The sequence below is a fragment of the Streptomyces sp. 378 genome (genome assembly GCF_030124145.1).
Classification (GTDB): Bacteria; Actinomycetota; Actinomycetes; order Streptomycetales; family Streptomycetaceae; genus Streptomyces.
In genome coordinates this window covers 65,376-92,103 of sequence record NZ_JASKMS010000016.1, presented here as the reverse complement: position 1 = coordinate 92,103, position 26,728 = coordinate 65,376, and the positions used below count along the sequence as shown (strand labels likewise).

Here is a 26,728-nt window from a genome sequence, read left to right as displayed (position 1 = left end):
GCCGCCGTCGAGGGGAGATCTTCAGCGGGGGGCGGGCCGCTCGGGGAAACCGGCCCGTCGGGAATGACCCTGAGAGCTCGGGGCTCCGGGTCAGCACAGGGGAGGACAGGCCCCGGCGCCACACGGCGCCGGGGCTCTCCATCGCTCCACGGCACATCCTCCAGCCCCCTCCCCGGCCGGGTGACATCGCTGTCGAGCCGCGGCCCAGAGCCCCTCAGGTCATATGCCTCACGCGACAGCGTCGCACGGGAAGCGCACGAGCGCTGCCATTCGGCGGACGGGACCCCCGATGCGGGCCGGATCACGCCAACGCCACAAGAACCCCGCGCGCGACGGCAGTCGACGACGCCCCGGCAGGTCGCCCGCGCCGGCGGCGCGGTGGGTCAGGGCTTGGCGACGAACACGTGGGAGGCGACGTCCGACTCCAGCTCGGCCGCCTCGCCGCCGCTGCCGACCAGCACACCGCCCGGCGACTCGGTCACACTCACCACCGAGCCGGGCTGCACGCCCGCCCGCCGCAGCGTGTACATCAGCTGCGCGTCCGTCTGGATCGGCTCGCCGATCCGGCGCACCACGACCGTCTTGCCCTCGGCGCCCGGGTCGAGGCTGGCCAGCGACACCATGCCCTCGTCCAGGAACGGGTCGGCGCCGTCCTTCTCGCCGAGCTCCTCCAGCCCCGGGATCGGGTTGCCGTACGGCGACTCCGTCGGGTGCCGCAGCAGCTCCAGGACGCGGCGCTCCACGGCCTCGCTCATCACGTGCTCCCAGCGGCACGCCTCGGCGTGGACCTGCTCCCACTCCAGACCGATCACGTCGACGAGCAGACACTCGGCCAGGCGGTGCTTGCGCATCACCCGCGTGGCCAGTCGGCGGCCCTCGTCGGTCAGCTCCAGGTGCCGGTCGCTGGCGACGGACACCAGCCCGTCGCGCTCCATCCGCGCCACGGTCTGGCTGACGGTGGGACCGCTCTGGTCCAGCCGCTCGGCGATACGGGCGCGCATGGGGACCACACCCTCTTCCTCCAGCTCGAGGATGGTGCGGAGATACATCTCCGTGGTGTCGATCAGTCCGGACATACGTGCCCCTCGAATGAGATCTGCCGGAGGCTGGACGGCTCACCGGCGTGTGCGCTGGCCCTGCAACCAATTCTGCCGGATACCACCGACAACCGTGCCGCCGGAGGGAAAGCCGGGGATTACGCGACCGTGCGCAAGGGTACGGACTTCCCTTTCGGCGCCGCACGGCACTCGGCGCGCGGAGCCCACGGCCGTATTGACACCGCACTGGTCCAGACCGCACCGTGATGCGCGACACAAGCGCCGAGGCCAGCCCGAAGGGATCCCGAATGAGCGACCGCGCGCCGGCCGGACAGTTCCTCGACGCCGCGATCGGCCTGCTGCGGCGGATCCGCGACGAGGAGGCCGACGGCATCGCCGCGGCCGGGACGCTCCTCGCCGACACCGTCGCCAGCGGGGGCCGGCTCTTCGCCTTCGGCGCGGGGCACTCCTCCCTCGCCGCGCAGGACCTCGTCTACCGCGCCGGGGGCCTCGCGCTGATGAACCTGCTCGCCGTGCCGGGGGTCGTCGGCGTCGACGTCATGCCCGCGCCGCTCGGCTCCGCCCTGGAACGCGTCGACGGCCTCGCGAGCGCCGTCCTCGACAGCTCCCCGCTCCGCGAGGGCGACTCCCTGCTGATCATCTCCCTGTCGGGGCGCAACGCGCTGCCCGTCGAGATGGCCATGAACGCGCGCGCCCTGGGCGTCACGGTCATCGGCGTGACATCGGTGGCCTACGCCTCGGAGACGAAGTCCCGGCACGCCTCCGGGACGTACCTCAAGGACCACTGCGACCTCGTCCTCGACTCCAAGATCGCGGTGGGCGACGCGGAACTCACCCACGAGGACATCCCGGCCCCCTTCGCCCCCGCCTCCACGGTCGTCACCTCGGCGCTCCTCCAGGCCGTCATGGCGACGGCGGCCACCACGCTCGCCGACCGCGGCATCGAACCGCCCCTGCTGCGCTCGGGCAACGTCGACGGCGGCCACGACTGGAACACCCGGGTGATGGAGCGGTACCGCGACCGGATCTTCTACCGGCACTGAGCCCTCCGGGCGGTCACCTCTCACTCAGAGCACCACACCCCCACCCGACGGGAGCGGGCCACGGCGGGCGCGGCCCGCACGCCCCACCCGGCGCCCCACCCCGCACACCAGGCCGCGGCGGGCGCCTGCCAGGGCCCACCCGGCACACGAGGCCACGGCGGCCAGGGGGGCGCCTCTCGCTCAGGGCACCGCACCCCCACCCGACGGGAGTGGGCCACAACGAGCGGCGGCCCGCACCCCCACCCGACACGCCCGCCCGGCACACAGGACCGCACGGCGACCGGGGCGAACGCCCCTCGCTCAGGGCACCACACCCCACCCGACGGGAGTGGGCCACAACGAGCGGCGGCCCGCACCCCCCACCCGACACGCCCGCCCGGCACACGAGGCCACGGCGAGCGCCTCTCCGTGCCCGCCCGGCGCCCCAGCCCCGGCATGCGAAGCCGCGGTGGCGACTCTCAGCGCTCGCCCGGCGTCCCCGCCAGGTCCAGCGCCGTCGCGATTCGCACCGCCACGTCCTCCGCGTACATCGCGTCGGAGCGCTCGAAGGCGCTGCGGCCCGCGCCCCGCAGGAACGTCACGACGCCCAGCGTCCGGCCCCGGCTGCGCAGCACCGCGCACAGGGCGTGCACCGCGTCCGGGGGCCACTGACGGGCCAGGGCCCATGTGCGGGCCGCCTCGGGCGGGGCGGTGCCCGCGCTCGCCCGCAGGACTCCCATGCGCTCCACGCACTGAAGGGCCGGATGCCCCTCGGCGTACCGGACGGGCAGTCCCGCGCGGTCGGCCAGCTTGCTCGGGCCCGGCGCCCCCGAGGGTGTCGCGGCGACCCGGACCAGCCGCACCGGCTCCTCGGTCTCCGCGTCGGTGAGCGCGCCCCCGGCCACCCGGTCGATCAGCGCGTGGTCGGCGAAACCGGCCAGGGCGAAGTCCAGGTGGACCGTCGCCGCCTCCGCCGGATCCTCGCACTCGGCGGCGGCCCGCGACGCCCGGTGCAGCTGCTGCATGCGGAACCGCAGCAGGGACGCCTCCTGCTCGGCGTGCTTGGCCTCCGTCACGTCCTGGAACAGCCAGCCCACCCCCAGCGGGACCGGTTCCTCCGCGAGGGGCGAGGCCAGCCGCAGGAAGCCGCTGCGCCAGCACCGCCGCTGCTCGCCCTCCGACGCGCGCACGCTCACCCACACCTCGGCCGGCGCGGGCGGCGCACCCTCCGCCAGCACATGCTGCAGCGCGCTCTCCAGCTCCTCCACACCCTGCGACAGCAGCTCCCCGAGCGGCCGCCCGAGCACCGACGTGCGACCGGTGCCCAGCGCCCGGGCCGCGTGCGCGTTCACCACGGCCGGCCGCAGGTCCACGTCCACCAGCACGACGCCCCAGCTGGCGTCCTCGAACAGCGCCTCGCTCAGCGCGATCGACCGCTCCAGATCGATCTGCGCGTGCACCTCGCTGAACGCGCAGTACACCCCCGCCGGCTTTCCGTCGGGCCCGCGCACCGCCGCCGACTGCGTCCGCACGAGCACCCGCCCGCCGTCCTTCGTCAGCAGGGCGAACTCGTGCACCTGCCGCCCCGGCGCGTGCATCACCGACAGCAGCCGGCCCTCGACCTCCTCGGCGTCCGCGCTGCGCACGGCCCACCCGGCCAGCCCGCGCCGCCCCACGGCCTCGTCGGCGCTCCAGCCGAGGATCCGCTCGGCCTCACGGTTCCAGTGCGTCACGACCCCGTCGGCGTCGAACGCGCACAGCGCCGCGTCCATCCCGTCCAGCAACGCGGCAAGCAGATCCTGACCATCCGAACCGTCCCGCTCGGGCTCCTCCGGCCCCAGCTCGTCGGTGGTCCCACTACGCCGGGAAGCACTCACCTGGACCCCCTGCAGGCTGCGTCCGTACGTCCGGCACGTCGGTTCGCTCCTTGCCATCATTCAACTGGAACGTGACCCAGCGCACACCGAGTTCCCAGAACATTGAAGGAATCGTTGTACGGCGGCAATCCCCACGTCAACGCCGCGGGAGCCACCCTCAGTCGATCAACGGCGGGGCCCCGTCGCCGCTCCCCCGCCGCGCGTACACCTCGATCTCGATCCTCATCCGGGGGTCCGCGAGCCCGCACACCAACATCGTCGCGGCCGGCCGCACCTCGCCGAAGCACGCGCGCAGCACCGGCCAGCACGGCTCGAAGTCCTCGCGCTGCGGCAGCAGGTACCGCACCCGCACGACGTCCGCGAACGAACACCCGGCCTTCTCCAGCGCGGCCCCGATGTTCCGCAGACACTGCTCCGCCTGCTCCACCACGTCCTCGGAGATCGTCATGTCCGCGTAGTCGAACCCGGTCGTCCCCGACACGTGCACCCGGTCCCCGTCCACGACGGCCCGGGCGTACCCGATCCGTTCCTCGAACACCGAACCGCTGAGAATCGCCTGCCGCTGCGTCATGGAGTCAAGGTCTCAAAAAACGGGTTGCTCCGAGGCCGAACGGCTTCTTAGGGTTCCAGGTACACGAGAAGGGAGGTGGTTCGGCAGATGTATGAGAACCGGACGCGTGAGGTGGCTGCGGGCTAGCGGCCCGACACCACACACAGTGCGGTGCCGGACCAGCGCGTGAGTGAGGCGCGCAGCCGGCCCAATCTCCAAGCAGTCACCCGACCCGCGAGTCGCCGGTACGTCCGGCCGGCTCCTCCTCTGGAGGAACCAGACTCGCGGGTCGCCTGCGTTTTTCTGCGGTTTCCCAGGAGGCGATGGTGAGGGACGCGTGGCGGGACGACCGGATCGGAAGCGCCCTGCGGGGTGAGAACCCGGCCGTGCTGCGGAGGCTGGACGCCGGGTTCGCGGTCATCGGCGATGTGCAGTTCCTGCCCGGTTACTCGGTGTTGCTGACCGATGATCCGGCGGTGCGGCGGCTGTCCGAACTGCCGCGCGGCGGGCGGCTGGCGTTTCTGGACGGCATGGACCGGCTGGGGGAAGCCGTCGAGCGGGCCTGCCGGCGGGTGGAGACGGGGTTCCGGCGGGTCAATCTGGAGATCCTCGGGAACACCGACGGGTTTCTGCACGCGCATGTGTGGCCGCGCTACGACTGGGAGCCCGAGGAACTGGTGCGGCGGCCCGTGTGGCTGTATCCACGTCGGATGTGGGACGAGGAGCGGTACGCCCTCGGGGCCCGTCACGACCGGCTGCGGGAAGCCATCGGTGAGGAGCTGGATCGGCTCGCGGGGCGAGACAGGCCGACGGCCCCACCCGGAGCCGGGTGAGGCCGTGGAGGGGCAAGCGGTCAGTGGGCGATGCCCTCGTAGCCCTCGATCTCGCGGGGGTCGCGGGTGCCCGGGCCCACGTAGCGGGCCGAGGGGCGGACCAGGCGGCCTGTGCGCTTCTGCTCCAGTATGTGGGCGGACCAGCCGGCCGTGCGGGCGCAGGTGAACATGGACGTGAACATGTGCGCCGGGACCTCCGCGAAGTCCAGGACGATGGCCGCCCAGAACTCGACGTTCGTGGCGAGGACCCGGTCGGGGCGGCGGGCGTGGAGTTCCGCCAGGGCCGCCTTCTCCAGGGCCTCGGCGACCTCGAAGCGGGGGGCGCCCAGCTCGCGGGCCGTGCGGCGCAGCACCCTGGCCCTCGGGTCCTCGGCGCGGTAGACGCGGTGGCCGAAGCCCATGAGGCGCTCACCCTTGTCCAGGGTCCGCTTGACGTAGGCCTCGGCGTCGCCCGTGCGCTCGATCTCCTCGATCATGTGCAGGACGCGGGAGGGGGCCCCGCCGTGCAGGGGGCCGGACATCGCGCCCACCGCACCGGAGAGCGCGGCCGCGACGTCCGCGCCGGTCGAGGCGATGACCCGGGCCGTGAACGTGGACGCGTTCATGCCGTGCTCCGCGGCACTCGTCCAGTACGCGTCCACCGCCGCCACGTGCTTGGGGTCCGGCTCGCCCCGCCAGCGGATCATGAAGCGTTCGACGACGGACTGGGCCTTGTCGATCTCGCGCTGCGGGACCATCGGCAGGCCCTGGCCGCGCGCCGACTGGGCGACGTAGGACAGCGCCATGACGGCCGCTCGGGCCAGGTCCTCGCGGGCCTCCTCGACGTCGATGTCGAGGAGCGGTTTGAGGCCCCAGACGGGCGCCAGCATGGCCAGGGCGGACTGGACATCCACGCGGATGTCGCCGGAGTGCACCGGGATGGGGAAGGGTTCGGCGGGCGGCAGACCGGGATTGAAGGCGCCGTCGACGAGCAGGCCCCAGACGTTGCCGAACGAGACGTGGCCGACGAGGTCCTCGATGTCGACGCCCCGGTACCGGAGTGCGCCGCCCTCCTTATCCGGTTCGGCGATCTCCGTCTCGAACGCGATGACTCCCTCGAGCCCGGGTACGAAGTCGGACATCAGGCGGCTCCTCGTGATGTAAGCGACAGATGGTGTGCTGTGGGGTGGAACGTACGGACCATGTGTCAGTCGGCTGGCGACGCGGGCGGCCGTCCGCTGGATCCACGGTCGTCTGAGCGACTCGCGGTCCCGGCCGGTCTCCCCTGTGATGCCCCGTGCGGCCGACGATCACCCAACCGGAACGGCATCCAAACGATATCCCCGAGTGCCACCGTTGGGGAGGGTTCACGGCACTCAGTGCCATGCAGTGACGAAGGACACCGTCCATACGGCAAGATGACCGGGTGACCCGCGACGACGTCCCCTTCGATCTGGCCTCGATGCGCAAGCAGTACCGGGCGGAGGGGCTCTCCGAGACCGAGCTGGCCGCCACGCCCGTCGAGCAGTTCGCGCGCTGGTTCAAACAGGCGGCGACGGACGGGGGGCTGTTCGAGCCGAACGCCATGATCGTCTCGACGGCCGACGCCGAGGGACGTCCCAGCACGCGCACGGTGCTGCTCAAGCACTTCGACGAGCAGGGCTTCGTCTTCTACACGAACTACGACTCCCGCAAGGCCCGTGACCTGGCGGAGAACCCGTACGTCGCGCTGCTGTTCCCCTGGCACCCGATGGCCCGGCAGGTCATCGTGACCGGCGTCGCCCGGCGCACCGGCCGGGACGAGACGGCGGCGTACTTCCGCACCCGGCCGCACGGTTCGCAGCTGGGGGCGTGGGCCAGCGCCCAGTCCTCGGTGATCCCCACCCGCGCCGACATCGACCGCGCCTACGCCGAGCTGGCGGCCCGCTACCCGGAGGGCGAGCAGGTGCCCGTGCCCCCGCACTGGGGCGGCTTCCGGGTGGCCCCGCAGACGGTGGAGTTCTGGCAGGGCCGCGAGAACCGGCTGCACGACCGGCTGCGGTACGTGGAGCAGGCGGACGGGAGCTGGCGGGTGGAGCGGCTCAGCCCCTGAGAGTCAGAGCTTCACCCGGACGCGGGCCTCGCTTCGCGGGCCTTCCCTCGCGGGCAGGAGGTGCACGGGGGGTTCCCGCTCAGATGCCGATGAGCCGGACTCGATCGCCGCACAACCGCGCCATGTCGTCGACATCGGACGTCAGTACGGCCACCGGGCCCGGCTGCCGCAGCGCCACCTCGGCGACGGTCGCGTCGATCGCGTACTTGTGGCCGTGCAGCCCGGCGGCCTTCAGCAGTTCGGCGGACGCTTTCGCGGCGCTCTCCGTCACCGCCTCGACCTTGACACGGGAGAGCGCCCACTGCAGTCGAGGCAGGTTCACCCGCGCGTGGCTGACTTCCACGATGGTGTTGGCGCCGATGACGAAATCGGCGCCCATGGCGTGGAGAACCTGGAACATCGCCAGGATCTTGCGGTCCTCGGCGATCCAGGCGGAGAGCCCCTGAGAGTCCAGGACGACCGTCTCGACGTGCTCCATCACGCCGCGCTCGCCGAGCCGCCGGCGTCCTCCGTGCCGAAGATCCTGGAGCGGGCCTCCGCCAGCTCCTCCTCGGTGAACGCCCCGTGCTCCTCCTGGTGACGCAGCAGGTCGGCGCCGAGCAACTGATGCCGCAGCTGGCGTGCCACCGCCTCCGCGACATAGCCGGAGACGTTGTCGGTGAGCTTCCTGAGTTCGGCGACCTGGTCGGTCGGCAGTGTCACCGTGATGCGTGTCGTGTCCGCCATACTGCGAGCATACTGCGGTATGCGCATCCCGCGTCCACGCTGACACCGTCCCTCAGCCCAGCGCCTCCTCCAGCAGCCCCGCCCACTGCGCGACCACCCGTTCCCGGCGGGCCGCGTCGTCCGTGAGGAGGTTGGCGAGGCCGAGCCCGCGGGCCATGTCGAGGAGGCCCTGGACCGTCTCGCGGACGCCGGGGACGGATTCGTCGGCGGCGAGGAGGTCGACGGCTATGCGGTGGGTTTCGCGGCCGACCCGGGATTCGAGCTCGGTGACGCGGGGCCGCAACTGGTCCTCGTTGGAGGCGGCGACCCACAGGTGGAGGGCCGCGCGGAACAACGGCCCCGTGTAGAGGTCGACCAGGGCGGCGACGACGGCGTGGCGGTCTCCGGCGGCGCCCTCGGGGAACAGCGCGCGCAGGGCCGTGGAGCGTTCCTCGGCGACGTACTCGACGGCCGCCGTGAAGAGGTCCTCGCGGGTCGGGAAGTGGTGCTGGGCGGCGCCGCGGGAGACTCCGGCGCGTTCGGCGACGACGGAGACGGTGGAGCCGCCCCAGCCGTGTTCGGCGAGGCAGGACACGGCGGCTTCGAGGAGCCGCTGCCGGGTGGCCCGGCTGCGGTCCTGCTTGGGGACTCTCTCCGCACGGTCGACCGTGCTCACACCACCCATGCCGAATCCCGTCGTTCGAGGAAGGCCGTCATCCCCTCGCGCGCTTGCGGGGAGGAGAACAGCCGGGCCGAGAGCGCGGTCAGGTCGGCAGCGTCCCGGTCGAAGGCTTCCAGCACCCTAGCCGTGAGCAGCCGTTTCGTCTCGGCCAGGGCCTCGGGGGCGGACTTGCGCAAGCCTTCGAGGATGGGGTCCAGGGCCGTGTCGACGTCGTCGGCATGGGTGGTGAGCAGGCCCGTTGCGGCTGCTTCCGCCGCGTCGAAGCGCTCGCCGGTGAGGTAGTAGCGGGACAGGGCGCGCGGGTTCGCGCGGGGCAGGAGCGGCAGGGAGATGACCGCGGGGGCGACGCCGATGCGGACCTCCGTGAAGGCGAACGTGGCGTTCGTGGAGGCGGCCGCGATGTCGCAGGCGGCCAGCAGGCCGAGGCCGCCCGCGCGCACGTGGCCGGTGACCCGGGCGACGACCGGCTTGGGCAGTGCGACGATCTGCCGCAGCAGCGCGACCAGCGCCTCGGGCGGTGGGGGGTCCTTGAGGTCGGCGCCCGCGCTGAACGTGTTGCCGGTGTGGGTGAGGACGATCGCGCGTACCCCGGGGTCCTTCCCGGCGTCGGTGAGCGCGTCGGCCAGCTCGCCGACCAGGGCGGCCGACAGGGCGTTGCGGTGGTGGGGCGAGTCGAGGACCAGGGTCTCCACGGCACGCGCGCGGGTGCGGGTGATCAGCGTCATGTGCTCTCCCTGAGCTGTCGGCGGAGGATCTTGCCGGAGGCCGCGCGGGGGACGCCGACGGTGAAGGTGACGTGGCGTATCCGCTTGTAGGGGGCCACGCGTTCGGCGACGTACGTCATGATCTCCGCCTCGGTGAGTTCGGCGGCGGAGGGCTGGCGGACCACGAACGCGTGCGGGACCTCGTTGCCGTCGTCGCCGTACGTGCCGATGACGGCGGCGTCGGCGACGCCCGGGTGGGTGAGGAGCAGCGCCTCCAGTTCCGCCGGCGCCACCTGGAACCCCTTGTACTTGATGAGTTCCTTGACGCGGTCGACGACGAACAGCCAGCCGGCCTCGTCGACGCGGCCGACGTCCCCGGTGTGCAGCCAGCCCTCGGGATCGATCATCGCGGCGGTGGCGTCGGGGCGGCCGAGGTAGCCCTTCATGATCTGGGGGCCGCGGATGAGGATCTCGCCCGCTTCACCGGCGGGGAGGTCCCGGCCGGGGTCGTCGAGGGAGACGATGCGCATCTCGGTGCCGGCGATGAGCTTGCCGACGGTTCCGGGCGGGGCGTCGCGCATGGCGTCCAGGGGCACGACGTGCGTGCCGGGTGACAGCTCCGTCATGCCGTACGCCTGGCCGACGGGCGGCAGGCCGAGCCGCTCGGAACAGGCGGCCGCGAGACGCGCGTCCAGGGGTGCGGCGGCGCTGATGACGTACCTCAGGGACGACAGGTCGTACTGGGCGACGGCCGGGTGCTTGGCGAGGGCCAGGACGATCGGCGGGGCCACGTAGAGCGCCGTGATGCGATGGTTCTGGATGGCCGCGAGGAACTGCTCCAGGTCGAAGCGGGGCAGGACGACGACGGTGGCGCCCTGCCGCAGGGGCGCGTTCATCAGGGCGGTGAGACCGTAGATGTGGAAGAAGGGCAGGACCGCCAGGACGCGTTCGCCCGGGCCCGCGGGGATCGCCGGGCCGAGCTGGGCCAGGTTGGTCGCGATCTGCCGGTGCGTGAGCATCACGCCCTTGGGGATGCCGGTGGTCCCGGAGGAGTACGGCAGGGCCGCGATGTCCTCGGCGGGGTCGAGGGTGACCTGCGGTTCGGGGGCCGTGGAGGCCGGCATGTCGATCAGGGAGCGGTGGCCCCTCGCGCTGTCGCACACGAAGATCTCGCGTACGCCGCCCGCGATCTCGGCGGCCCGGCGGGCGACGTCCAGCAGCGGTGAGACGGTGACGATCCAGCGGGCCCCCGAGTCCCGCAGCTGTTTCGCGAACTCCTCGGCGGTGGCGAGCGGGTGCACGGTGGTAACGGTGGCACCCGCGCGCGTGGCCGCGTAGAAGGCGATCGGGAAGGCGATGGTGTTGGGGCTGTGCAGGGCGAGGACGTCACCCCTGCGGACCCCGGCCTCGGCCAGGGCGGCGGCGGCGCGCCGGTGGAGCCGGTCCACCTGCTCGTACGAGAGGGTGGTGCCGTCGGTGCCGTCGATCAGCGCCGGGGCGTCGCCGAACTCGGCGGCCCGGGCCAGGACCGCGTCGTGGATGGGCAGTTCGACGGGCGGGACGTCTGCGTACTCGCTGCGGAACATGACGGGTTCCTCCTGGCGCGCGGGCCGTCTCAGTACGACTTGGGCAAGCCCAGGGTCTGGTGGGAGACGTAGTTGAGAATCATCTCCCGGCTCACCGGCGCGATACGAGCCACGCGCGCGGCCGTTATCAGCCGGGCCAGGCCGTACTCACGGGTGAGGCCGTTGCCGCCGAGGGTGTGCACGGCCTGGTCGACCGCCTTCACACAGGCCTCCCCGGCCGCGTACTTGGCCATGTTGGCGGCCTCTCCGGCGCCCAGGTCGTCGCCCGCGTCGTAGAGGGCGGCGGCCTTCTGCATCATCAGGCGGGCGAGTTCGAGGTCGATGTGCGCCTGTGCGAGGGGGTGGGCGATGGCCTGGTGCGCGCCGATGGGGGTGTTCCAGACGGTGCGGTCGCGGGCGTACTCGACGGCCTTCGCGAGGGCGTGACGGCCCATGCCGATCGCGAAGGCGGCCGTCATGACGCGCTCGGGGTTGAGACCGGCGAAGAGCTGGAGGAGTCCCGCGTCCTCGTCGCCGACCAGGGCGTCGGCGGGCAGCCGTACGTCGTCCAGGACCAGCTCGAACTGTTTCTCCACGGCGTCGAGTTCCATGTCGATGGCGCTGCGGGTGAAGCCGGGGGTGTCGCGCGGGACGATGAACAGGCAGGGCTTGAGGCGGCCGGTGCGGGCGTCCTCGGTGCGGCCGACGACGAGGGTCGCGTCCGCGATGTCCACGCCGGAGATGAAGATCTTGCGGCCGGTGAGGAGCCAGTCGGCTCCGTCTTTTCGGGCCGTGGTGGTGATGCGGTGGCTGTTGGAGCCGGCGTCCGGTTCGGTGATGCCGAAGGCCATGAGACGGGTGCCGTCGGCCAGACCGGGGAGCCACTGCTGTTTCTGGGCGTCCGTGCCGAAGCGGGCTATGACGGTGCCGCAGATGGCGGGTGACACGACCATCATGAGGAGCGGGCAGCCTGCGGCGCCGAGCTCTTCGAGGACGAGGGAGAGTTCGGAGATCCCGCCGCCTCCGCCACCGTACGCCTCCGGCAGGTTGACGCCGAGATAACCGAGCTTGGCCGCCTCCTGCCAGAGGGCTTCGCGGTCGTGGTTGCGGCCGTGGCGTTCGCCGAGGGCGGCTACGGCTGATCGGAGAGCCTTGTGTTCTTCGGATGCGAGGGTGGGGTGCATGGGGATCCTTCCCGGGTGCGGGTCGTGTGTGGTTGCTCGCGCAGTTCCCCGCGCCCCTCAGGCCGGATCCACGACCGCCAGCAGAGCGCCGACCGTCACCTGTTGTCCGCGTACCGCCTGCAAGGCCGTCAGCGTTCCTGTGACCGGTGCTGTGATCTTGTGTTCCATCTTCATCGCCTCCAGCCAGAGGAGGGGGTCTCCGGCCTGTACGGCGGCTCCTACGGCCAGTCCGTCCGCGACGCGGACGACCGTGCCGGGCATGGGGGCGAGCAGGGAACCCGGGGCGAGCTGGGCCGTGGGGTCGGGGAAGCGGGGCAGGGGTTTCAGGGCCGTGTCGTTGACGTAGACGTCGTCGCCGTACCGGGCCACCTCGAACCTGCGCTGAACGCCGTCCACTTCCAGTACGACGAGGTCCGCGCCCGCCTGTACGACGCGTACGCCGTCCGCCTCCAGGCCCGTCCTGGTGTGGCGGTACCGGGCCTCGTGCTCCTCGCCCGCCATGGCGTAGCGCTTGATCTGCGGCTGGGACATCACGTTGCGCCAGCCGCCGAAGCGGGAGCCCGTGCGGTGGGCGTCGGCCAGGGCCACGGCCAGGGGCGCGTACGGGTCGGGGGCGGGCACGGTCAGGGTGGGCAGCTGGCGGTCGTAGAAGCCGGTGTTCATCCGGGCCGTCGTGAACTCCTCGTGGCGCAGGGAGCGGACGAGGAGGTCGCGGTTGGTGACCGGGCCGTGGATCGTGGCGCGTTCAAGGGCGCCTGCGAGCTTGCGCAGTGCACCCGCGCGGGTGGGGGCGTGGGCGATCAGCTTGGCGAGCATCGGGTCGTAGTGGACGCCGATCTCGTCGCCGTCGCCGTAGCCGCTGTCCAGGCGCACGCCCTCGGGGACGGCGAACCGGTGCAGGGTGCCGGTCTGCGGGGCCCAGTCGCGGGCCGGGTCCTCGGCGTAGAGGCGGGCCTCGATCGCGTGGCCACGCGCGCGTGGGGGTTCGCCGTCGAGGGGCTGCCCCTCGGCGACGCTCAGTTGCAGGGCGACCAGGTCGACGCCGAAGACGGCTTCCGTCACGGGGTGTTCGACCTGGAGGCGGGTGTTCATCTCCAGGAAGTGCGCGGTGTCGTCGGCGACCAGGAACTCGACGGTGCCCGCGCCGACGTAGTGGACGGCACGCGCGGCGCGTACGGCCAGCGTGCGCAGCTCCTCCTCGAGCCGGTCCGGGAGGCCGGGTGCCGGTGCCTCCTCGACGACCTTCTGGTGGCGGCGCTGGAGGGAGCAGTCGCGGGTGCCCAGCGCCCACACCGTGCCGTGCGTGTCCGCGAGCACCTGCACCTCGACGTGCCGGCCGTGCTCCACATAGGGCTCGACGAAGACCTCGCCGTCGCCGAAGGCGCTCGTGGCCTCGGCGCGGGCGGCCTGCAGGGCGGCGTCGAGTTCGTCCAGGCGGCGCACGATCCGCATGCCGCGTCCCCCGCCGCCCGCGGCCGCCTTCACCAGGACCGGCAGGTCGCTTTCCGTGACCTCGCCCAGGGGCGCGAGCCCCATCAGCTCCTTCGCGCGGGTCTTGGAGGCCATGGCCTCGATGACCTCCGGCGGCGGCCCGATCCAGACCAGGCCCGCGTCCAGGACGGCACGCGCGAAGTCGGCGTTCTCGGAGAGGAAGCCGTAGCCGGGGTGCACGGCGTCCGCGCCGGCCGCGACGGCGGCCTTCACGATCAGGTCGCCGCGCAGATAGGTGTCGGCGGGCGCCTCCCCCGGCAGTCGTACGCTCGCGTCGGCCACGCGTGCGTGGAGGGCGTTGGCGTCGGCGTCCGAGTGCACGGCGACGGTCCGGATGCCCAGCTCACGGCAGGTGCGGAAGACACGGCAGGCGATCTCGCCCCGGTTGGCCACCAGCAGGGTGGAAATCATCTGGTCCCTCACATCCGGAAGACGCCGAAGCCACCGCGCGCGCCCTCGAAGGGGGCGGTGTGGATCGCGGACAGGCACAGGCCGAGGACGGTGCGGGTGTCACGCGGGTCGATGACACCGTCGTCGTAGAGCCGCCCGGACAGGAACATCGGCAGCGACTCGGACTCGATCTGCTGCTCCACCATGGCGCGCAGCGCGGCGTCCGCCTCGTCGTCGTAGGGCTGCCCCTTGGCGGCGGCGGACTGGCGGGCGACGATCGACAGCACGCCGGCGAGCTGCTGCGGGCCCATGACGGCGGACTTGGCGCTGGGCCAGGCGAACAGGAAGCGCGGGTCGTAGGCCCTGCCGCACATGCCGTAGTGCCCGGCGCCGTAGGAGGCGCCCAGGAGGACCGAGAGGTGGGGGACGCGGCTGTTGCTCACCGCGTTGATCATCATCGCGCCGTGTTTGATGATGCCGCCCTGCTCGTACTCCTTGCCGACCATGTAGCCGGTGGTGTTGTGCAGGAACAGCAGCGGGATGTCGCGCTGGTTTGCGAGCTGGATGAACTGGGCGGCCTTCTGCGACTCCGCGCTGAACAGCACCCCCCGGGCGTTGGCGAGGATGCCGACCGGATAGCCGTGCAGGGCGGCCCAGCCGGTGGTCAGGCTCGTCCCGTACAGCGGTTTGAACTCGTCGAAGTCGGAGGCGTCGACGATCCGGGCGATGACCTCGCGCGGGTCGAAGGGGGTCTTCAGGTCGCCGGGGACGACGCCCAGCAGCTCCTCCGCGTCGTACGCGGGCGGCTCGGCGGGCCCTGGATCCTCGTACGCCTTGCGGTGGTTGAGGCGGGCGACCACGCGCCGGGCCTGCCGCAGCGCGTCCGGCTCGTCGACGGCGAAGTAGTCGGCGAGGCCCGACACCCGCGCGTGCATCCCGGCGCCGCCCAGGGACTCGTCGTCGCTCTCCTCCCCGGTCGCCATCCTCACCAGCGGCGGACCGCCGAGGAACACCTTCGCCCGCTCCTTGACCATGATCACGTGGTCGGACATGCCGGGGATGTAGGCGCCGCCCGCGGTGGAGTTGCCGAAGACGACCGCGACGGTCGGGATCCCGGCGGCGGACAGCCGGGTGAGGTCCCGGAAGATGGCGCCACCGGGGATGAAGATCTCCTTCTGGGACGGCAGATCGGCGCCGCCGGACTCCACCAGGCTGATGCAGGGCAGCCGGTTGGCCAGCGCGATGTCGTTGGCGCGCAGGGCCTTCTTCAGCGACCAGGGGTTGCTCGCTCCCCCGCGCACGGTCGGGTCGTTGGCGGTGATCAGGCACTCCACGCCCTCGACGACACCGATGCCGGTGACGAGGGACGCGCCGACGGTGTGGTCGCTGCCCCAGGCGGCCAGCGGCGACAGTTCCAAAAACGGCGTGTCGGGGTCGAGGAGCAGCTCGACGCGCTCGCGGGCGAGGAGCTTGCCGCGCCCCCGGTGCCGGGCGACGTACTTCTCGCCCCCGCCCGCGACGGCCTTGGCGTGTTCGGTGTCGAGTGCGGCGAGCTTGTCCAGCATCGCCTCGCGGTTGGCCCGGTGTTCGGGGCCGGCGGGGTCGAGCGCGGAGGTCAGGACGGTCACAGCAGGGCCTCCGGTATCTCCAGGTGGCGGGAGCGCAGCCATTCCCCGAGGGCCTTGGCCTGCGGGTCGAAGCGGTGCTGGGCGGCGACGCCGGCGCCGAGGATGCCCTCGACGACGAAGTTGAGGGCGCGCAGGTTCGACAGCGCGTGGCGTACGACGGTCAGTTCGCGGCTCTCGGGGATCAGCTCCCGGAACCGGTCGACGGTCAGCTCGTGCGCGAGCCACCGCCAGGCATCGTCCGTGCGCACCCACACGCCGACGTTGGCGTTGCCGCCCTTGTCCCCACTGCGGGCGCCCGCGACCAGGCCGAGGGGAGCGCGCCGGGTGGGCCCGGGCGTCGGCGGCTGAGGCAGGGGCGGCTCGGGCACGTCGTCGAGGACGGCCGTGTCGTGGGCCGGTGGCACGGCGATCCGGCGCCCGTCGTGGAGGACCGCCACATGACCGACGGCCTCCCGGGGGGCGTACACCGCCTCGAAGACCCCGTAGGGCGAGCCCTTTCCGGGTGGGGCCAGCACATGGAAGCCCGGGTAGCTGGCCAGCGCCAGCTCCACGGCCGCCCCGCTCAGCGCCCGCCCCACGGTGCCCTGGTCGGGGTCCCGCACGACGAGCCGCAGCAGCGCGCTCGCCGTCTCCTGGCTCGGGGCGTCGGAGCGGTCGGTGCGGGCCAGCTCCCAGCGCACGTCGGCGGCCTTGCCGAGGGCCGGTTCCATCTGGTCCCGCACCAGGGCGGCCTTGGCCTCCACGTCGAGGCCGGTGAGCACGAAGACGACCTCGTTGCGGAAGCCGCCGAGCTTGTTGAGCCCGACCTTGAGGGTGGGCGGCGGTGCCTCCCCGCGCACGCCCTCGATCCGCACCCGGTCCGTTCCGTCCCGGCTCAGCCGTACGGTGTCCAGCCGGGCGGTGACGTCCGGCCCCGCGTACCGGGCACCGGCCGTCTCGTACAGCAGTTGTGCGGTGACCGTGCCGACGTCGACGAAGCCGCCGGTGCCGGGGTGCTTGGTGATGACGCAGCCGCCGTCCACGTGCAGTTCGGCGAGCGGAAACCCGGGGCGGCGGACGTCGCCGTCCCGGAAGAAGGCGTAGTTGCCGCCGGTGGCCTGCGTCCCGCACTCCAGGACGTGCCCCGCGACGACGGCCCCCGCGAGCCGGTCGTACTCCGCCGGTGTCCAGCCGAAGTGGGCGGCGGCGGGCCCGGTGACCAGGGCCGCGTCCGTCACGCGCCCGGTGACCACGATGTCGGCGCCCTCGCGCAGACAGGCCGCGATGCCGAAGCCGCCGAGGTAGGCGTGGGCGGCGAGGCTCCCCGGGTGCGCGGCGGTGAGGTCGTCGCCCTCGACATGGGCGACGCGCACGGGGATGCCGAGCCGGTCCGCCAACGCCCGTACGGCGTCGGCGAGTCCGGCCGGGTTGAGTCCGCCGGCGTTGGTGACGATCCGGACGCCCCGTGCGTGCGCGAGACCGAGGCAGTCCTCCAACTGCCGCAGGAACGTGCGGGCGTATCCGGCGGCGGGGTCCTTGAGGCGGTCCCGGCCGAGGATGAGCATGGTCAGCTCGGCGAGGTAGTCGCCGGTGAGGACGTCGAGTTCGCCCCCGGTGAGCATCTCCCGCAGCGCGTCGAAGCGGTCGCCGTAGAAGCCGGAGGCGTTGCCGATGCGCAGGGTCGTCACGAGGCCGCCCCCTCACCGCCGGGCACGGGCATCACACGCCGGGCCCCCTCGCCGCCGGGCACGGACATCACACGCCGGATCCCGTCACCGCCGGGCACGGACATCACACGCCGGATCCCGTCACCGCCGGGCACGGACATCACACACCGGGCCCCCTCGCCGCCGGGCACGGGCGTGACCCGCCGGGCCCCCTCGCCGCCGGGCACGGGCGTCACGCGCCCGGCTCCTTCGGTGGGCGTCCGCTTCCCGGTGGTCCGGCGAAGGCCTGCGCGATGTCCAGCCAGCGGTCGGCGTCGGGGCCCTCGGCCCGCAGGGCGAGGTCGGTGCGGTGGGCACGCTGGGTGACCAGGAGACAGAAGTCGAGGGCGGGTCCGGTGACGCGCTGCGGGGCGTCCTCGGGGCCGTACGTCCACAGGTCGCCGGAGGGGGCGCGGAGTTCGACGCGGAAGGGGCCCGCCGGCGGGGTCAGTCCGTGCACGCCGTAGGCGAAGTCCCGGGTCCGCACCCCGAGCCAGGCGACATGCCGCAGCCGGTCCGTGGGCGGGCGCACCGCACCCAGGGCGTCGGCCACGTCCTGCCCATGGGCCCAGGTCTCCATCAGGCGGGCCGTCGCCATGGAGGCGGCCGACATGGGCGGGCCGTACCAGGGGAAGCGCGCCTTGGGCGGGGACGCCCGGAGCGCCGTCTCCAGTGCCGCACGGCCCTCGCGCCACCGCGCGAGCAGTTCGGCGGGCGGGAGCGCGGCGCCCTCCCCGGCCCCCTCGTCGACGAACGAGCCCGGCGCGGCGAGGGCCTTCTCGACCAGCGCGTGGAAGCCGTCGGCGTCCGTGACGGCGAGCAGGGCCGAGCGGTCCGTCCAGGCGAGGTGGGCGATCTGGTGGGCCACGGTCCAGCCGGGCGCGGGGGTCGCGAGCGACCAGCGCCGCGGGGGCAACCCGGCGACGAGGCGGTCGAGTTCCTCGCTCTCCTCGCGCAGATCGTCGATCACGGACGTCTGATCGGACACGGGGCGCTCCCCTCGGGGCACGGCGGTGTGCGGGGTGGTGCGGCGTGCTGAGGAGCATGGCAGCGGCCCCGGAAACAATCAAGCGTGCTTGCATGAAATACTCGCGGCGGCCGGGAGCGTGCTCTTCGGCGGCGCGATCCATGCGCTCGGGGCCGCGCGCTCGTTCCATCGGAGCGCCACTGCCGGTGACGGTGGTGGGGCTACGGGCGCACCACGGGATCTCGGCGCGCGGGATGCCGGTGCGTCGGCGCCGGGTGTCGCTACGGGCCGCCGGGCGCGTCGCCGTGGACTCAGGCGTCCCTGCCCGCTTCGCGCGCCGCCTCCTCCACCCGGTGCCGATGGGCCTCCCACATGGCCCGGCCGCCCGGGGGCAGGTTGTCCTTGCCCGGCGTCAGGCCGACCGATCCGTCGATGAGCTCGCGCACGATGTCGGCGTGCCCGGCGTGACGGCTCGTGTCGGCGATCACGCGCACCAGGATGTGGTGCAGCGTGGTCTCGCGCCGCTCCTCGGGCCACCAGGGGACCCGACCGACCGCGTCCAGCGGCAGCGCCCCGATGGTGCCGTCCGCGTGCTCCCACGCCCTGCGGTACAGCCCCGCGATGTCCTCGCGCGACTCGTCCGGCGTGGCCCACATGTCGGCGTGGGGATCGGCGTCCCGCGTGTACCACCAGGGTGGTGGGTTCTCGTCGAAGAACGGCCGGCCGAAGGTGTCGCCGAAGTAGCCCAGCTCCACGCCGGCGGTGTGCTTGACCAGCCCCAGCAGGTTGGTGCCGGTCGGTGTCAGCGGGCGGCGGATGTCGTACTCCGAGAGCCCGTCGAGCTTCCACAGCAGGGCGTCACGCGCATCTTGCAGATAGCGCAGGAGGTCGGCTTTCGGATCAGGCGGGGTCATGCGGGGCAGTCTCGCACCCGGCACTGACAACCCGGCCGGGCCGTAACGGAACGACGGCCGCCCGCCTCGGCGGGGACGGCCGACGTGGGGGCCGGTCGGTCCGGGGGACGCCCACCGCCGGAGGCCGCCCGCCCTGGGGGACCGGTCAGCCCTCCAGGGCCGTGCCCTCCAGGGCCGCCTTCTTCTTGCGTCCGCGGCTCACCTGGGTGCGCACCGCGCCCATGCTCGCCGCGACGACGAGGGCGATCGCGGCGGCCTGGGCGGCGCTGAGGGCCTGGTGGAGGATGAGGAAACCGGCCGTCGCGGCGATGGCCGGTTCGAGGCTCATCAGGATCGCGAAGGTGGAGGCGGGCAGGCGGCGCAGCGCGAGGAGTTCGAGGGTGTAGGGCAGAACCGAGGAGAGCAGCGCGACCGCCGCGCCGAGCCCGAGCGTCACCGGGTCGAGCAGCTTCGTCCCCGACTCGGCGATGCCCAGCGGCAGGAACAGCGCCGCCCCCACCGCCATCGCCAGGGCCAGTCCGTCCGCCTGCGGGAAGCGGCGGCCCGTTCGGGCGCTGAAGACGATGTAGGCCGCCCACATGGCGCCGGCCCCCAGGGCGAAGGCCGTTCCCGTGGGGTCGAGGCCGTTGAAGCCCCCTCCGCCCAGCAGGAAGACACCGGCCAGGGCGAGCGCCGCCCACACGAGGTTGATCGCGCGGCGGGAGGCGAAGACCGAGAGGGCGAGCGGGCCGAGGACCTCCAGGGTGACCGCGGGGCCCAGCGGGATGCGGGCGAGGGCCTGGTAGAAGAGGCCGTTCATGGCGGCCATGGTGATGCCGAAGACGACGACCGTGCCCCAGTCGGCGCGCGAGTGGCCGCGCAGCCGGGGGCGGCAGACCAGCAGCAGGACGACCGCCGCGACCAGCAGGCGCAGCGCCACCACTCCCAGGGCACCCGTCCTGGGCATCAGGGTCACCGCCAGCGCGCCGCCGAACTGCACGGAGATGCCGCCCGCGAGCACCAGGCCCACGGGCCCGAGGGAGCCGAGCCGGCCCGGGCCGGTGCCCGGCGCGGTGGCTGCGGTGGTCGCGGACGCGGGGGAGGTGGTGGTGTCCGGCGTGGTCACGGGCCAGTCCTGTGCTCGGGGGTCGGTGTCCGGGGTGCTGCGCGTGTGCGGTGCGTACACCCGGATGCACTCAACGTACAGCCCGATGCACTGCACGGTCCAGGGTAATGGACTCCGTCAGGTGCGTGAACCCTTTTTGCCGCTGTCTCGGGCTGTGAGATCTCAGCGGCGGGCGAGGTAGAGGTCGAACGCCTTGTAAAGCAGCCGGTTGAGCGGGTAGTCCCATTCGCCGAGGTACTCCACGGCCTCCCCTCCGGTGCCCACCTTGAAGCGGAGCAGGCCCAGCAGGTCGCTGGACTCCTCCAGGGTGTCGGTGATGCCGCGCAGGTCGTAGACGGCGGCGCCGAGTTCGTGCGCGTCGGTCATCATGCGCCACTGCACGGCGCTGCTCGGCTGGACCTCGCGGCGGCGGGCGGTGGAGGCGCCGTAGGAGTACCAGACGTGCTCGCCGACGGTCAGCATGGTGGCCGCGGCGAGCACCTCCCCGTCGTGATAGGCGAGGTAGAGCCGCATCCGGTCGGGGCGTTCGGCGTTCAGGGCGGTCCACATCCGCTGGAAGTACGGCAGCGGGCGCGGGAGGAAACCGTCCCGTTCGGCGGTCTCGCCGTACAGCTCGTGGAAGGCCGGCAGGTCCTCCAGGTCGCCGCGCACGACCTTCACCCCGGCCTTCTCCGCCTTCTTGATGTTGCGGCGCCACTGCTGGTTCAGGCCGCCGTGGATGTCCTCCAGCGACCGGCCGGCGAACGGCACCTGGAAGACGTAGCGGGGCTGCCCGGCCGCGAAGCCGTTCTCGCCGGAGGCCTCGGACTGCCGCCAGCCCATCCGGCGCAGGCTGTCCGCGATCCGACCGGCTCGCGGTTCGTACGACGTCGCCCGCACGTCGCGCAGCCGCCGCGCCGCCGGGTCCGCGATCGCCGCCTTGACCACGTCGGCGCTCCAGCGGCGGACCACGACCGGCGGGCCCATCCGCACCGCGAAGGCGCCCCGCCGTCCGAGGTGGGCGAGCATCGGCTCCAGCAGCCGTTCGAGACCGGGCTCGTGCCAGTCGAGGAGCGGCCCCTCGGGCAGATACGCGAGGTAGCGCGGCAGTCCGGGCACCCGGGGCCCGGGCAGCGGGCGCAGCAGCACCAGTCCCACGCCGACGAGCTGCCCGCCGGCGTCGAACCAGCCGAGGCTCTCCGCGCGCCAGTCGGGCTTCACCTCGCCCCAGGACGGGAGCTGGGTGTGGCTGGCGGAGGGGCGGGCCGTGACGAACCCGAGGTGCTCCTCACGGGTGATCGGCTGGACGCGGACGCTCATGCGGCGGGCTCCTTCGAGCGGCGGGCGGTGTCTGGTCCCGCGAGCCTAGGAGCGGCCCCGGCCCTCCCCCGGCTCAGACACTCGAGTCCACCCGTCCGGTGGCCCGAACGCCCCACGCCACCGGTCACCGTTCGAACGCCCACCCACCGGCCACCGCCACACCACCGGCCACCGGCCACCGCGGAACGCTCACGCGCCGTCCCGCCCGCCGTTCTCGTCGAGCGCCTCGGCCAGGACCTCCGCCAGGTGCCTGCCCCGCACGCCCGCCAGCTGCTCCAGCTGCGTGCGGCAGGAGAAGCCGTCCGCCAGGACCACCGTGCCGTCCGGGGCGTCCCGCACGGAGGGCAGGAGCTGTTCCTCCGCGCAGGCGGTGGACACCTCGTGGTGGCCCTTCTCGAAGCCGAAGTTTCCGGCGAGGCCGCAGCAACCGCCGCTCAGTTCACCGGAGAGCAGGGCCGCCGCGCGCAGCCGGCGGTCGGCGGCGTCGCCGAGCACCGCGTGCTGGTGGCAGTGGGTCTGCCCGGCCACCGGGCGGTCCACACGCGGCGGGGCCCAGTCGGGGGCATGCCGCTCCAGCGCCTCCGCGAAGGTGAGGACCCTCGCGGCGAGACGGGCCGCGCGCGGATCGTCGTGCAGCAGCTCGGGGACGTCCGTGCGCAGGGCCGCGGCGCAGCTCGGCTCCAGGACCACGACCGGGGCGCCGGTCTCCAGCACCGGTTCCATCAGATCGAGCGTGCGGCGCATGACGGCCCGGGCGCGGTCCAGCTGGCCCGTCGACACGTACGTCAGCCCGCAGCAGACCCGGCCCCGGCCGCGCAGCAGGGACAGCGGGTCGAGGGCGACCGTCCTGCCGTCGCCCACCGGCGGCTTCACCAGGTGCAGGGTGGGCGGCAGCGCCACCCGCAGCCCGGCCGCCTCCAACACCCGTACGGCGGCCCGGCCCACGGACGGGGAGAGGTGCTCGGTGAAGGTGTCGGGCCACAGGACGATCAGATCGCCCCGCGCCGGGGGGCGGTGCGTCCTCCTCCGCTCCCACCAGCCGGTGAACGTCCGCCGCGCCACCCGCGGGAGCTCCCGCTCCGGGGCGACGCCGCCCAGCCGTTTCGCCGCCCACGCGAGGGGCCGGATCCGCGACAGCGCGTTGACCAGCCACGCCGTGCGGGTACGGGACACCGCCCGCAGCCACACCGGCAGCCGGCCCATGGCGTAGTGGGCGGCCGGACGGCGCCGCCCGGCGTAGTGCCGGTGGAGGAACTCGGCCTTGTACGTCGCCATGTCAACGCCCACCGGGCAGTCCGAGCGGCAGCCTTTGCAGGACAGGCACAGGTCGAGCGCGTCGCGGACCTCCCGCGAGCGCCAGCCGTCCGTCACCACCTCACCGGCGAGCATCTCGTGCAGCAGCCGGGCCCGTCCGCGTGTGGAGTGCTCCTCCGCGCCGGTCGCCCGGAAGGACGGGCACATGACCTCCGGGCCGTTCACCGACGTCGTACGGCACTTGGCGACGCCCACGCAGCGCCGCACCGCCGCCGAGAAGTCACCGCCGTCCGAGGGGTAGCCGAAGGCCACGTCGACCGGCTCGCGGGGCAGGACGGAGAAGCGCAGACCGTTGTCCAAGGGCGCGGGGCGGACGAGCATCCCGGGATTGAGCAGGTCGTCCGGGTCCCACACCCCCTTCACCCGCTCGAACAGGGCCACCGTCTCGGCCCCGTACATCCTCGGCAGCAGCTCCGCACGCGCCTGCCCGTCCCCGTGCTCCCCGGACAACGACCCGCCGTGCGTCACCACCAGCTCCGCGAGTTCCTCCGAGAAGCGGCGGAAACGGGCGACGCCGGCCTCCGTCAGCAGGTCGAAGTCGATCCGGACGTGGATGCAGCCGTCCCCGAAGTGCCCGTACGGCGTGCCGCGCAGCCCATGGGCGGTGAGCAGCCCCCGGAAGTCCCGCAGGTACGCGCCCAGCCGGGCGGGCGGCACCGCGCAGTCCTCCCAGCCCGGCCACGCCTCGGTGCCGTCCGGCATGCGCGTCGCCGTGCCGCTCGCGTCCTCCCGGATCCGCCACAGCGCCCGCTGTGCGGCGGGGTCCGTGACGACACGCGCGTCCACGACGTCGGCGGCCCGCACGATCGCCTCGGCACGCGCGTGTGCCTGCGCCGCCGACTCCCCGCCGGTCTCCACGAACAGCCAGGCCCCGCCCCGCGGCAGTGCGGCCGGGGACGGCACCAGGTCCGCCGCCATGCCCTCCACCGTCAGCGGCCGGAGCGGCAGCAGCCCTGCCGCCGCCTCCGCCGCCGCGCTCTCGTCGGCGTAGGCCAGCACGGCCAGGGCACGCGCGCGGGGCGCCTCGACCAGGTGTACGACCGCCTCCGTCAGCACGCCGAGAGTGCCCTCGGAGCCGCAGAAGGAGCGGGCCACGTCGGCGCCGCGCTCGGGCAGCAGGGCGTCCAGCGCGTAACCGGAGATGCGGCGGGGCAGGTCCGGGAAGCCGGTGCGCAGACGCGCGCGTTCCCCCTCGGCCAGCTCCCGCAGCCCGTCCGGCGCCCCGGCCCAGTCCCGCCCGAGCCGCAGGCGCTCGCCGCGCGCGGTGACGACGTCCAGCTCCCGCACGCTGTCCGCGGTCGTCCCCCACGCCACCGAGTGCGAGCCGCACGCGTTGTTGCCGATCATGCCGCCGAGCGTGCACCGGCTGTGGGTGGAGGGGTCGGGGCCGAACCGCAGGCCGTGCGGGGCGGCGGCCTCCTGGAGCCGGTCGAGCACCAGGCCCGGCTGCACGACGGCGGTGCGCTCCCGGGGATCCAGGGACACGAGCCGGTTCATGTACCGGGTGAAGTCCAGCACCACGCCGGTGCCCGTCGCCTGGCCCGCGATCGACGTACCGCCGCCTCTCGCCACGACCGGCACCCCCCGCTGCCGACACACCTCCAGCACGGCCGCCACGTCGTCGGCGTCCTGGGGGGCGACCACGCCCAGCGGCACCCGCCGGTAGTTGGAGGCGTCCATGGTGACCAGCGCCCGGGAGGTGACGTCGAAACCCACGTCACCCCGGACGACCCGGTTCAGCTCCGCTTCGAGGGCGGCCAGATCCCCGACATCCGTCATGGGACCAGCATGCCCCCGGCGGCTCAGCCCTTGACGGCTGAGCTGGCCACGCCCTCGACGAACCAGCGCTGGAAGAACGCGAAGACGATCAGCACGGGCAGCACCAGCAGCACGCCGAAGGCGAGGATCTGACCCCAGTCCGGGGGCTGCTGCCCCTGGAAGACGCTCATCTCCAGGGGGAGGGGACGCACCGACGGGTCGGACACCATCAGCACCGGCCACAGGAAGGAGCCCCACTGGATGAGGAAGGTGAGGATCGCGACCGAGGCGAACACCGGCCGGGACATCGGCACGATGATCGCGAAGAAGGTGCGCCAGGGCCCGGCACCGTCGAGCCGGGCCGCCTCCTCGATGCTCGGCGGGATCTTCTTGAAGAACGTGTGGAACTGGTAGATCGCGAAGGCGTTGGCGACGAACGGCAGGGCCTGGATGTACAGGGTGTTGCGCTGGCCGTTGAACATGTAGAACAGCGGCACCGCCACCGACTCGAACGGGATCAGCATCAGCAGCAGGACCAGGGTGAACACGGCGTTCTGCCCGCGCCACTTCAGCCGCGTCAGCCCGTAGGCCGCCATCGAGTTGACGATCAGTCCGCCGGTGACCACCACGAACGACAGCAGCACCGACACGCCCATGAACTGCCAGAAGTAGCCGGTGCTGTCGGAGCTGAGGCTGTCGAGGACGGCGGTGTAGTTGTCGAAGCTGAGGTGGGTGGGCAGGAAGCCGGACAGGCCGTTCAGGACCTCGTCGGACGGCTTGAGGCTGCCGAGGAAGAGGTAGAGCGCGGGGAGGGCGAAGACGAACGCCAGGACGCTCAGGACGGTGTAGTCGAGGACGCGGCGTACGGGCGTGCGGGGCATGGACATGGGTCGGTCAGTCCTCGTGGTCGGGCCGGACGACGCGGCGCTGGACGATCGTCAGGGCGACGACGATCAGGAAGAACACCACCGTGACGGCCGAGGCCTGGCCGATGTTGTTCTGGTCGAAGGCCGTGGTGACGGCCTGGTACATCACCGTGCGGGTGGCGTCCTCGTCCAGGCCGCCGCCGCGGATGAGGATGTACACCTGGTCGAAGACCCGGAAGGACAGCACCGAGGTCAGCATCGCGACGAACACCAGGGTGCCGCGGATGCCGGGCAGGGTGACGTGCCGGAACTGCTGCCAGCGGGAGGCCCGGTCCAGCTGGGAGGCCTCGTAGAGCTCGCCCGGGATCTGCTGGAGGCCGGCCAGCAGGATGACCATCTGGAAGCCGACGCCCTGCCACACCGACAGCACGATGATCGAGCCCATCGCGGTGAGGCCGTCGCCGAGCCAGTCGAAGGCGCCCCAGTTGCCCAGACTCACCGTGTCCAGCAGGGAGTTGAGCATGCCCTGCTCGCTGCGGGCGAGGATCAGCCGCCAGATCACGGCTACCAGCGCCATCGGGAAGACCACCGGCATGAAGAAGAAGGCCCGGAACAGGCCGATGGCCTTCAGCTTGCGGTTGAGCAGGATCGCCAGCGCCAGCGCCAGACCCGTCTGGAGCGGTACGACGACCGCGGCGAAGGTCAGGTTGTTCAGCAGCGCCCGCAGGAACGGGCCGGACAGGTCGGGGTCGGTGAACAGCCGCCGGTAGTGCTCCACGCCGAAGAAGGTGGGCTCCAGCGGCGAGCCGAGGCGGACGTTGTAGAAGGAGAGCACCACGGCGTAGCCGAACGGGATGCCGACGAAGGCGATCAGTCCGCCGACGGCCGGGGCGGCCATCAGCAGTCCGTGCAGCCGGTCGCGGTTGCCGCGCGGCGGACGCGCGGGTTTCGCGGAGGGGGCGGACGAGGCGGCCTGCGCCCGGCCAGAGGCCGCGGGGTGTGCGGGTTCCACGGTTTTCACGACAGGGTCCTCTTCCCGGCGGGGCGGGCTCGGCCGGTC

Annotated in this window: 24 protein-coding genes; 3 read left to right on the top strand and 21 right to left on the bottom strand. The window is 72.9% G+C overall.

Features of this window, described 5'->3' with window-relative positions; translation table 11 throughout:
- Nucleotides 1–383 precede the first annotated feature (383 nt).
- The gene (locus QNO09_RS21920) at nucleotides 384–1,076 is read right to left on the bottom strand and encodes an iron-dependent transcriptional repressor DtxR (protein ID WP_283971932.1); all 693 of its coding nucleotides are present in this window, start codon (nucleotides 1,074–1,076) and stop codon (nucleotides 384–386) included.
- 269 nt (nucleotides 1,077–1,345) lie between these two features.
- Between QNO09_RS21920 and QNO09_RS21915 the strand changes: the two genes are divergently transcribed.
- Nucleotides 1,346–2,101, top strand: a complete 756-nt coding sequence (locus QNO09_RS21915) for an SIS domain-containing protein (protein WP_283971931.1) — start codon at nucleotides 1,346–1,348, stop codon at nucleotides 2,099–2,101.
- A gap of 458 nt (nucleotides 2,102–2,559) precedes the next feature.
- On the opposite strand, the gene QNO09_RS21910 is transcribed toward QNO09_RS21915, so the two are convergent.
- Together QNO09_RS21910 and QNO09_RS21905 are read right to left on the bottom strand one after the other, a co-directional pair.
- Complete coding sequence (locus QNO09_RS21910; RefSeq protein ID WP_283971930.1) at nucleotides 2,560–4,014, bottom strand: PAS domain-containing protein; 1,455 nt, start codon at nucleotides 4,012–4,014, stop codon at nucleotides 2,560–2,562.
- A gap of 100 nt (nucleotides 4,015–4,114) precedes the next feature.
- Nucleotides 4,115–4,528: a RidA family protein gene (locus QNO09_RS21905; protein ID WP_283971929.1), complete on the bottom strand. Its 414-nt coding sequence runs from the start codon at nucleotides 4,526–4,528 to the stop codon at nucleotides 4,115–4,117.
- Between the two features lie 305 nt (nucleotides 4,529–4,833).
- Here QNO09_RS21905 and QNO09_RS21900 point away from each other — a divergent pair, with 305 nt between their 5' ends.
- Nucleotides 4,834–5,340 carry an HIT family protein gene (locus QNO09_RS21900; protein ID WP_283971928.1) on the top strand — a complete coding sequence of 169 codons (507 nt, stop codon included), beginning with the start codon at nucleotides 4,834–4,836 and terminating at the stop codon, nucleotides 5,338–5,340.
- 20 nt (nucleotides 5,341–5,360) lie between these two features.
- On the opposite strand, the gene QNO09_RS21895 is transcribed toward QNO09_RS21900, so the two are convergent.
- Nucleotides 5,361–6,461, bottom strand: a complete 1,101-nt coding sequence (locus QNO09_RS21895; RefSeq protein ID WP_283971927.1) for a citrate synthase 2 — start codon at nucleotides 6,459–6,461, stop codon at nucleotides 5,361–5,363.
- 320 nt (nucleotides 6,462–6,781) lie between these two features.
- Between QNO09_RS21895 and pdxH the strand changes: the two genes are divergently transcribed.
- Nucleotides 6,782–7,411, top strand: coding sequence for a pyridoxamine 5'-phosphate oxidase (pdxH, locus tag QNO09_RS21890; protein WP_283972017.1), 630 nt, complete (start codon nucleotides 6,782–6,784; stop codon nucleotides 7,409–7,411).
- A gap of 79 nt (nucleotides 7,412–7,490) precedes the next feature.
- Here the strand turns inward: pdxH and QNO09_RS21885 are convergent, their stop codons facing one another.
- From QNO09_RS21885 to QNO09_RS21805, 17 genes are all read right to left on the bottom strand, one after another.
- Nucleotides 7,491–7,892 carry a DNA-binding protein gene (locus QNO09_RS21885; RefSeq protein ID WP_283971926.1) on the bottom strand — a complete coding sequence of 134 codons (402 nt, stop codon included), beginning with the start codon at nucleotides 7,890–7,892 and terminating at the stop codon, nucleotides 7,491–7,493.
- Complete coding sequence (locus tag QNO09_RS21880) at nucleotides 7,889–8,137, bottom strand: hypothetical protein (protein WP_283971925.1); 249 nt, start codon at nucleotides 8,135–8,137, stop codon at nucleotides 7,889–7,891. Before QNO09_RS21880 ends, QNO09_RS21885 begins: the two co-directional genes overlap by 4 nt.
- Before the next feature lie 52 nt (nucleotides 8,138–8,189).
- On the bottom strand, nucleotides 8,190–8,801 hold the full coding sequence (locus QNO09_RS21875; RefSeq protein WP_283971924.1) for a TetR/AcrR family transcriptional regulator: 612 nt from the start codon (nucleotides 8,799–8,801) through the stop codon (nucleotides 8,190–8,192).
- The gene (locus tag QNO09_RS21870; RefSeq protein ID WP_283971923.1) at nucleotides 8,789–9,523 is read right to left on the bottom strand and encodes an enoyl-CoA hydratase family protein; all 735 of its coding nucleotides are present in this window, start codon (nucleotides 9,521–9,523) and stop codon (nucleotides 8,789–8,791) included. Before QNO09_RS21870 ends, QNO09_RS21875 begins: the two co-directional genes overlap by 13 nt.
- Nucleotides 9,520–11,088 (bottom strand): 4-coumarate--CoA ligase family protein, encoded by a 1,569-nt coding sequence (locus QNO09_RS21865; protein ID WP_283971922.1) that lies wholly within the window; start codon nucleotides 11,086–11,088, stop codon nucleotides 9,520–9,522. The genes QNO09_RS21870 and QNO09_RS21865 overlap by 4 nt, the downstream gene beginning before the upstream one ends.
- Before the next feature lie 29 nt (nucleotides 11,089–11,117).
- A complete protein-coding gene (locus QNO09_RS21860; protein WP_283971921.1) occupies nucleotides 11,118–12,251 on the bottom strand; it encodes an acyl-CoA dehydrogenase family protein in 1,134 nt (377 codons plus the stop codon).
- Nucleotides 12,252–12,308: 57 nt separating this feature from the next.
- Nucleotides 12,309–14,153, bottom strand: a complete 1,845-nt coding sequence (locus tag QNO09_RS21855) for an acetyl/propionyl/methylcrotonyl-CoA carboxylase subunit alpha (RefSeq protein ID WP_283971920.1) — start codon at nucleotides 14,151–14,153, stop codon at nucleotides 12,309–12,311.
- Nucleotides 14,154–14,161: 8 nt separating this feature from the next.
- Nucleotides 14,162–15,760: an acyl-CoA carboxylase subunit beta gene (locus QNO09_RS21850; protein ID WP_283971919.1), complete on the bottom strand. Its 1,599-nt coding sequence runs from the start codon at nucleotides 15,758–15,760 to the stop codon at nucleotides 14,162–14,164.
- The gene (locus QNO09_RS21845; protein WP_283971918.1) at nucleotides 15,757–17,427 is read right to left on the bottom strand and encodes an acyclic terpene utilization AtuA family protein; all 1,671 of its coding nucleotides are present in this window, start codon (nucleotides 17,425–17,427) and stop codon (nucleotides 15,757–15,759) included. The genes QNO09_RS21850 and QNO09_RS21845 overlap by 4 nt, the downstream gene beginning before the upstream one ends.
- The gene (locus QNO09_RS21840; RefSeq protein WP_283971917.1) at nucleotides 17,424–17,642 is read right to left on the bottom strand and encodes a hypothetical protein; all 219 of its coding nucleotides are present in this window, start codon (nucleotides 17,640–17,642) and stop codon (nucleotides 17,424–17,426) included. The genes QNO09_RS21845 and QNO09_RS21840 overlap by 4 nt, the downstream gene beginning before the upstream one ends.
- Entirely contained in the window at nucleotides 17,639–18,433 is a 795-nt protein-coding gene (locus tag QNO09_RS21835; RefSeq protein ID WP_283971916.1) for a TIGR03084 family metal-binding protein, read from the bottom strand. The genes QNO09_RS21840 and QNO09_RS21835 overlap by 4 nt, the downstream gene beginning before the upstream one ends.
- A 290-nt stretch (nucleotides 18,434–18,723) precedes the next feature.
- Nucleotides 18,724–19,326: a DinB family protein gene (locus QNO09_RS21830; protein WP_283971915.1), complete on the bottom strand. Its 603-nt coding sequence runs from the start codon at nucleotides 19,324–19,326 to the stop codon at nucleotides 18,724–18,726.
- Between the two features lie 145 nt (nucleotides 19,327–19,471).
- The gene (locus tag QNO09_RS21825; protein WP_283971914.1) at nucleotides 19,472–20,431 is read right to left on the bottom strand and encodes an EamA family transporter; all 960 of its coding nucleotides are present in this window, start codon (nucleotides 20,429–20,431) and stop codon (nucleotides 19,472–19,474) included.
- 162 nt (nucleotides 20,432–20,593) lie between these two features.
- On the bottom strand, nucleotides 20,594–21,730 hold the full coding sequence (locus QNO09_RS21820; protein ID WP_283971913.1) for a lipid II:glycine glycyltransferase FemX: 1,137 nt from the start codon (nucleotides 21,728–21,730) through the stop codon (nucleotides 20,594–20,596).
- A gap of 189 nt (nucleotides 21,731–21,919) precedes the next feature.
- Nucleotides 21,920–24,823, bottom strand: coding sequence for an FAD-binding and (Fe-S)-binding domain-containing protein (locus QNO09_RS21815; RefSeq protein WP_283971912.1), 2,904 nt, complete (start codon nucleotides 24,821–24,823; stop codon nucleotides 21,920–21,922).
- 23 nt (nucleotides 24,824–24,846) lie between these two features.
- The gene (locus tag QNO09_RS21810; RefSeq protein WP_283971911.1) at nucleotides 24,847–25,689 is read right to left on the bottom strand and encodes a carbohydrate ABC transporter permease; all 843 of its coding nucleotides are present in this window, start codon (nucleotides 25,687–25,689) and stop codon (nucleotides 24,847–24,849) included.
- Nucleotides 25,690–25,696: 7 nt separating this feature from the next.
- A complete protein-coding gene (locus QNO09_RS21805) occupies nucleotides 25,697–26,689 on the bottom strand; it encodes a carbohydrate ABC transporter permease (RefSeq protein ID WP_283971910.1) in 993 nt (330 codons plus the stop codon).
- Nucleotides 26,690–26,728 lie beyond the last annotated feature (39 nt).

What these genes read in the sequence shown, in the direction of transcription:
- QNO09_RS21920 (WP_283971932.1), bottom strand. Translation starts at nt 1,076, where the DNA reads ATGTCCGGACTGATCGACACCACGGAGATGTATCTCCGCACCATCCTC.
- QNO09_RS21915 (WP_283971931.1), top strand. Translation starts at nt 1,346, where the DNA reads ATGAGCGACCGCGCGCCGGCCGGACAGTTCCTCGACGCCGCGATCGGC.
- QNO09_RS21910 (WP_283971930.1), bottom strand. Translation starts at nt 4,014, where the DNA reads ATGGCAAGGAGCGAACCGACGTGCCGGACGTACGGACGCAGCCTGCAG.
- QNO09_RS21905 (WP_283971929.1), bottom strand. Translation starts at nt 4,528, where the DNA reads ATGACGCAGCGGCAGGCGATTCTCAGCGGTTCGGTGTTCGAGGAACGG.
- QNO09_RS21895 (WP_283971927.1), bottom strand. Translation starts at nt 6,461, where the DNA reads ATGTCCGACTTCGTACCCGGGCTCGAGGGAGTCATCGCGTTCGAGACG.
- pdxH (WP_283972017.1), top strand. Translation starts at nt 6,782, where the DNA reads ATGCGCAAGCAGTACCGGGCGGAGGGGCTCTCCGAGACCGAGCTGGCC.
- QNO09_RS21880 (WP_283971925.1), bottom strand. Translation starts at nt 8,137, where the DNA reads ATGGCGGACACGACACGCATCACGGTGACACTGCCGACCGACCAGGTC.
- QNO09_RS21875 (WP_283971924.1), bottom strand. Translation starts at nt 8,801, where the DNA reads ATGGGTGGTGTGAGCACGGTCGACCGTGCGGAGAGAGTCCCCAAGCAG.
- QNO09_RS21870 (WP_283971923.1), bottom strand. Translation starts at nt 9,523, where the DNA reads ATGACGCTGATCACCCGCACCCGCGCGCGTGCCGTGGAGACCCTGGTC.
- QNO09_RS21865 (WP_283971922.1), bottom strand. Translation starts at nt 11,088, where the DNA reads ATGTTCCGCAGCGAGTACGCAGACGTCCCGCCCGTCGAACTGCCCATC.
- QNO09_RS21860 (WP_283971921.1), bottom strand. Translation starts at nt 12,251, where the DNA reads ATGCACCCCACCCTCGCATCCGAAGAACACAAGGCTCTCCGATCAGCC.
- QNO09_RS21855 (WP_283971920.1), bottom strand. Translation starts at nt 14,153, where the DNA reads ATGATTTCCACCCTGCTGGTGGCCAACCGGGGCGAGATCGCCTGCCGT.
- QNO09_RS21830 (WP_283971915.1), bottom strand. Translation starts at nt 19,326, where the DNA reads ATGACCCCGCCTGATCCGAAAGCCGACCTCCTGCGCTATCTGCAAGAT.
- QNO09_RS21820 (WP_283971913.1), bottom strand. Translation starts at nt 21,730, where the DNA reads ATGAGCGTCCGCGTCCAGCCGATCACCCGTGAGGAGCACCTCGGGTTC.
- QNO09_RS21815 (WP_283971912.1), bottom strand. Translation starts at nt 24,823, where the DNA reads ATGACGGATGTCGGGGATCTGGCCGCCCTCGAAGCGGAGCTGAACCGG.
- QNO09_RS21810 (WP_283971911.1), bottom strand. Translation starts at nt 25,689, where the DNA reads ATGTCCATGCCCCGCACGCCCGTACGCCGCGTCCTCGACTACACCGTC.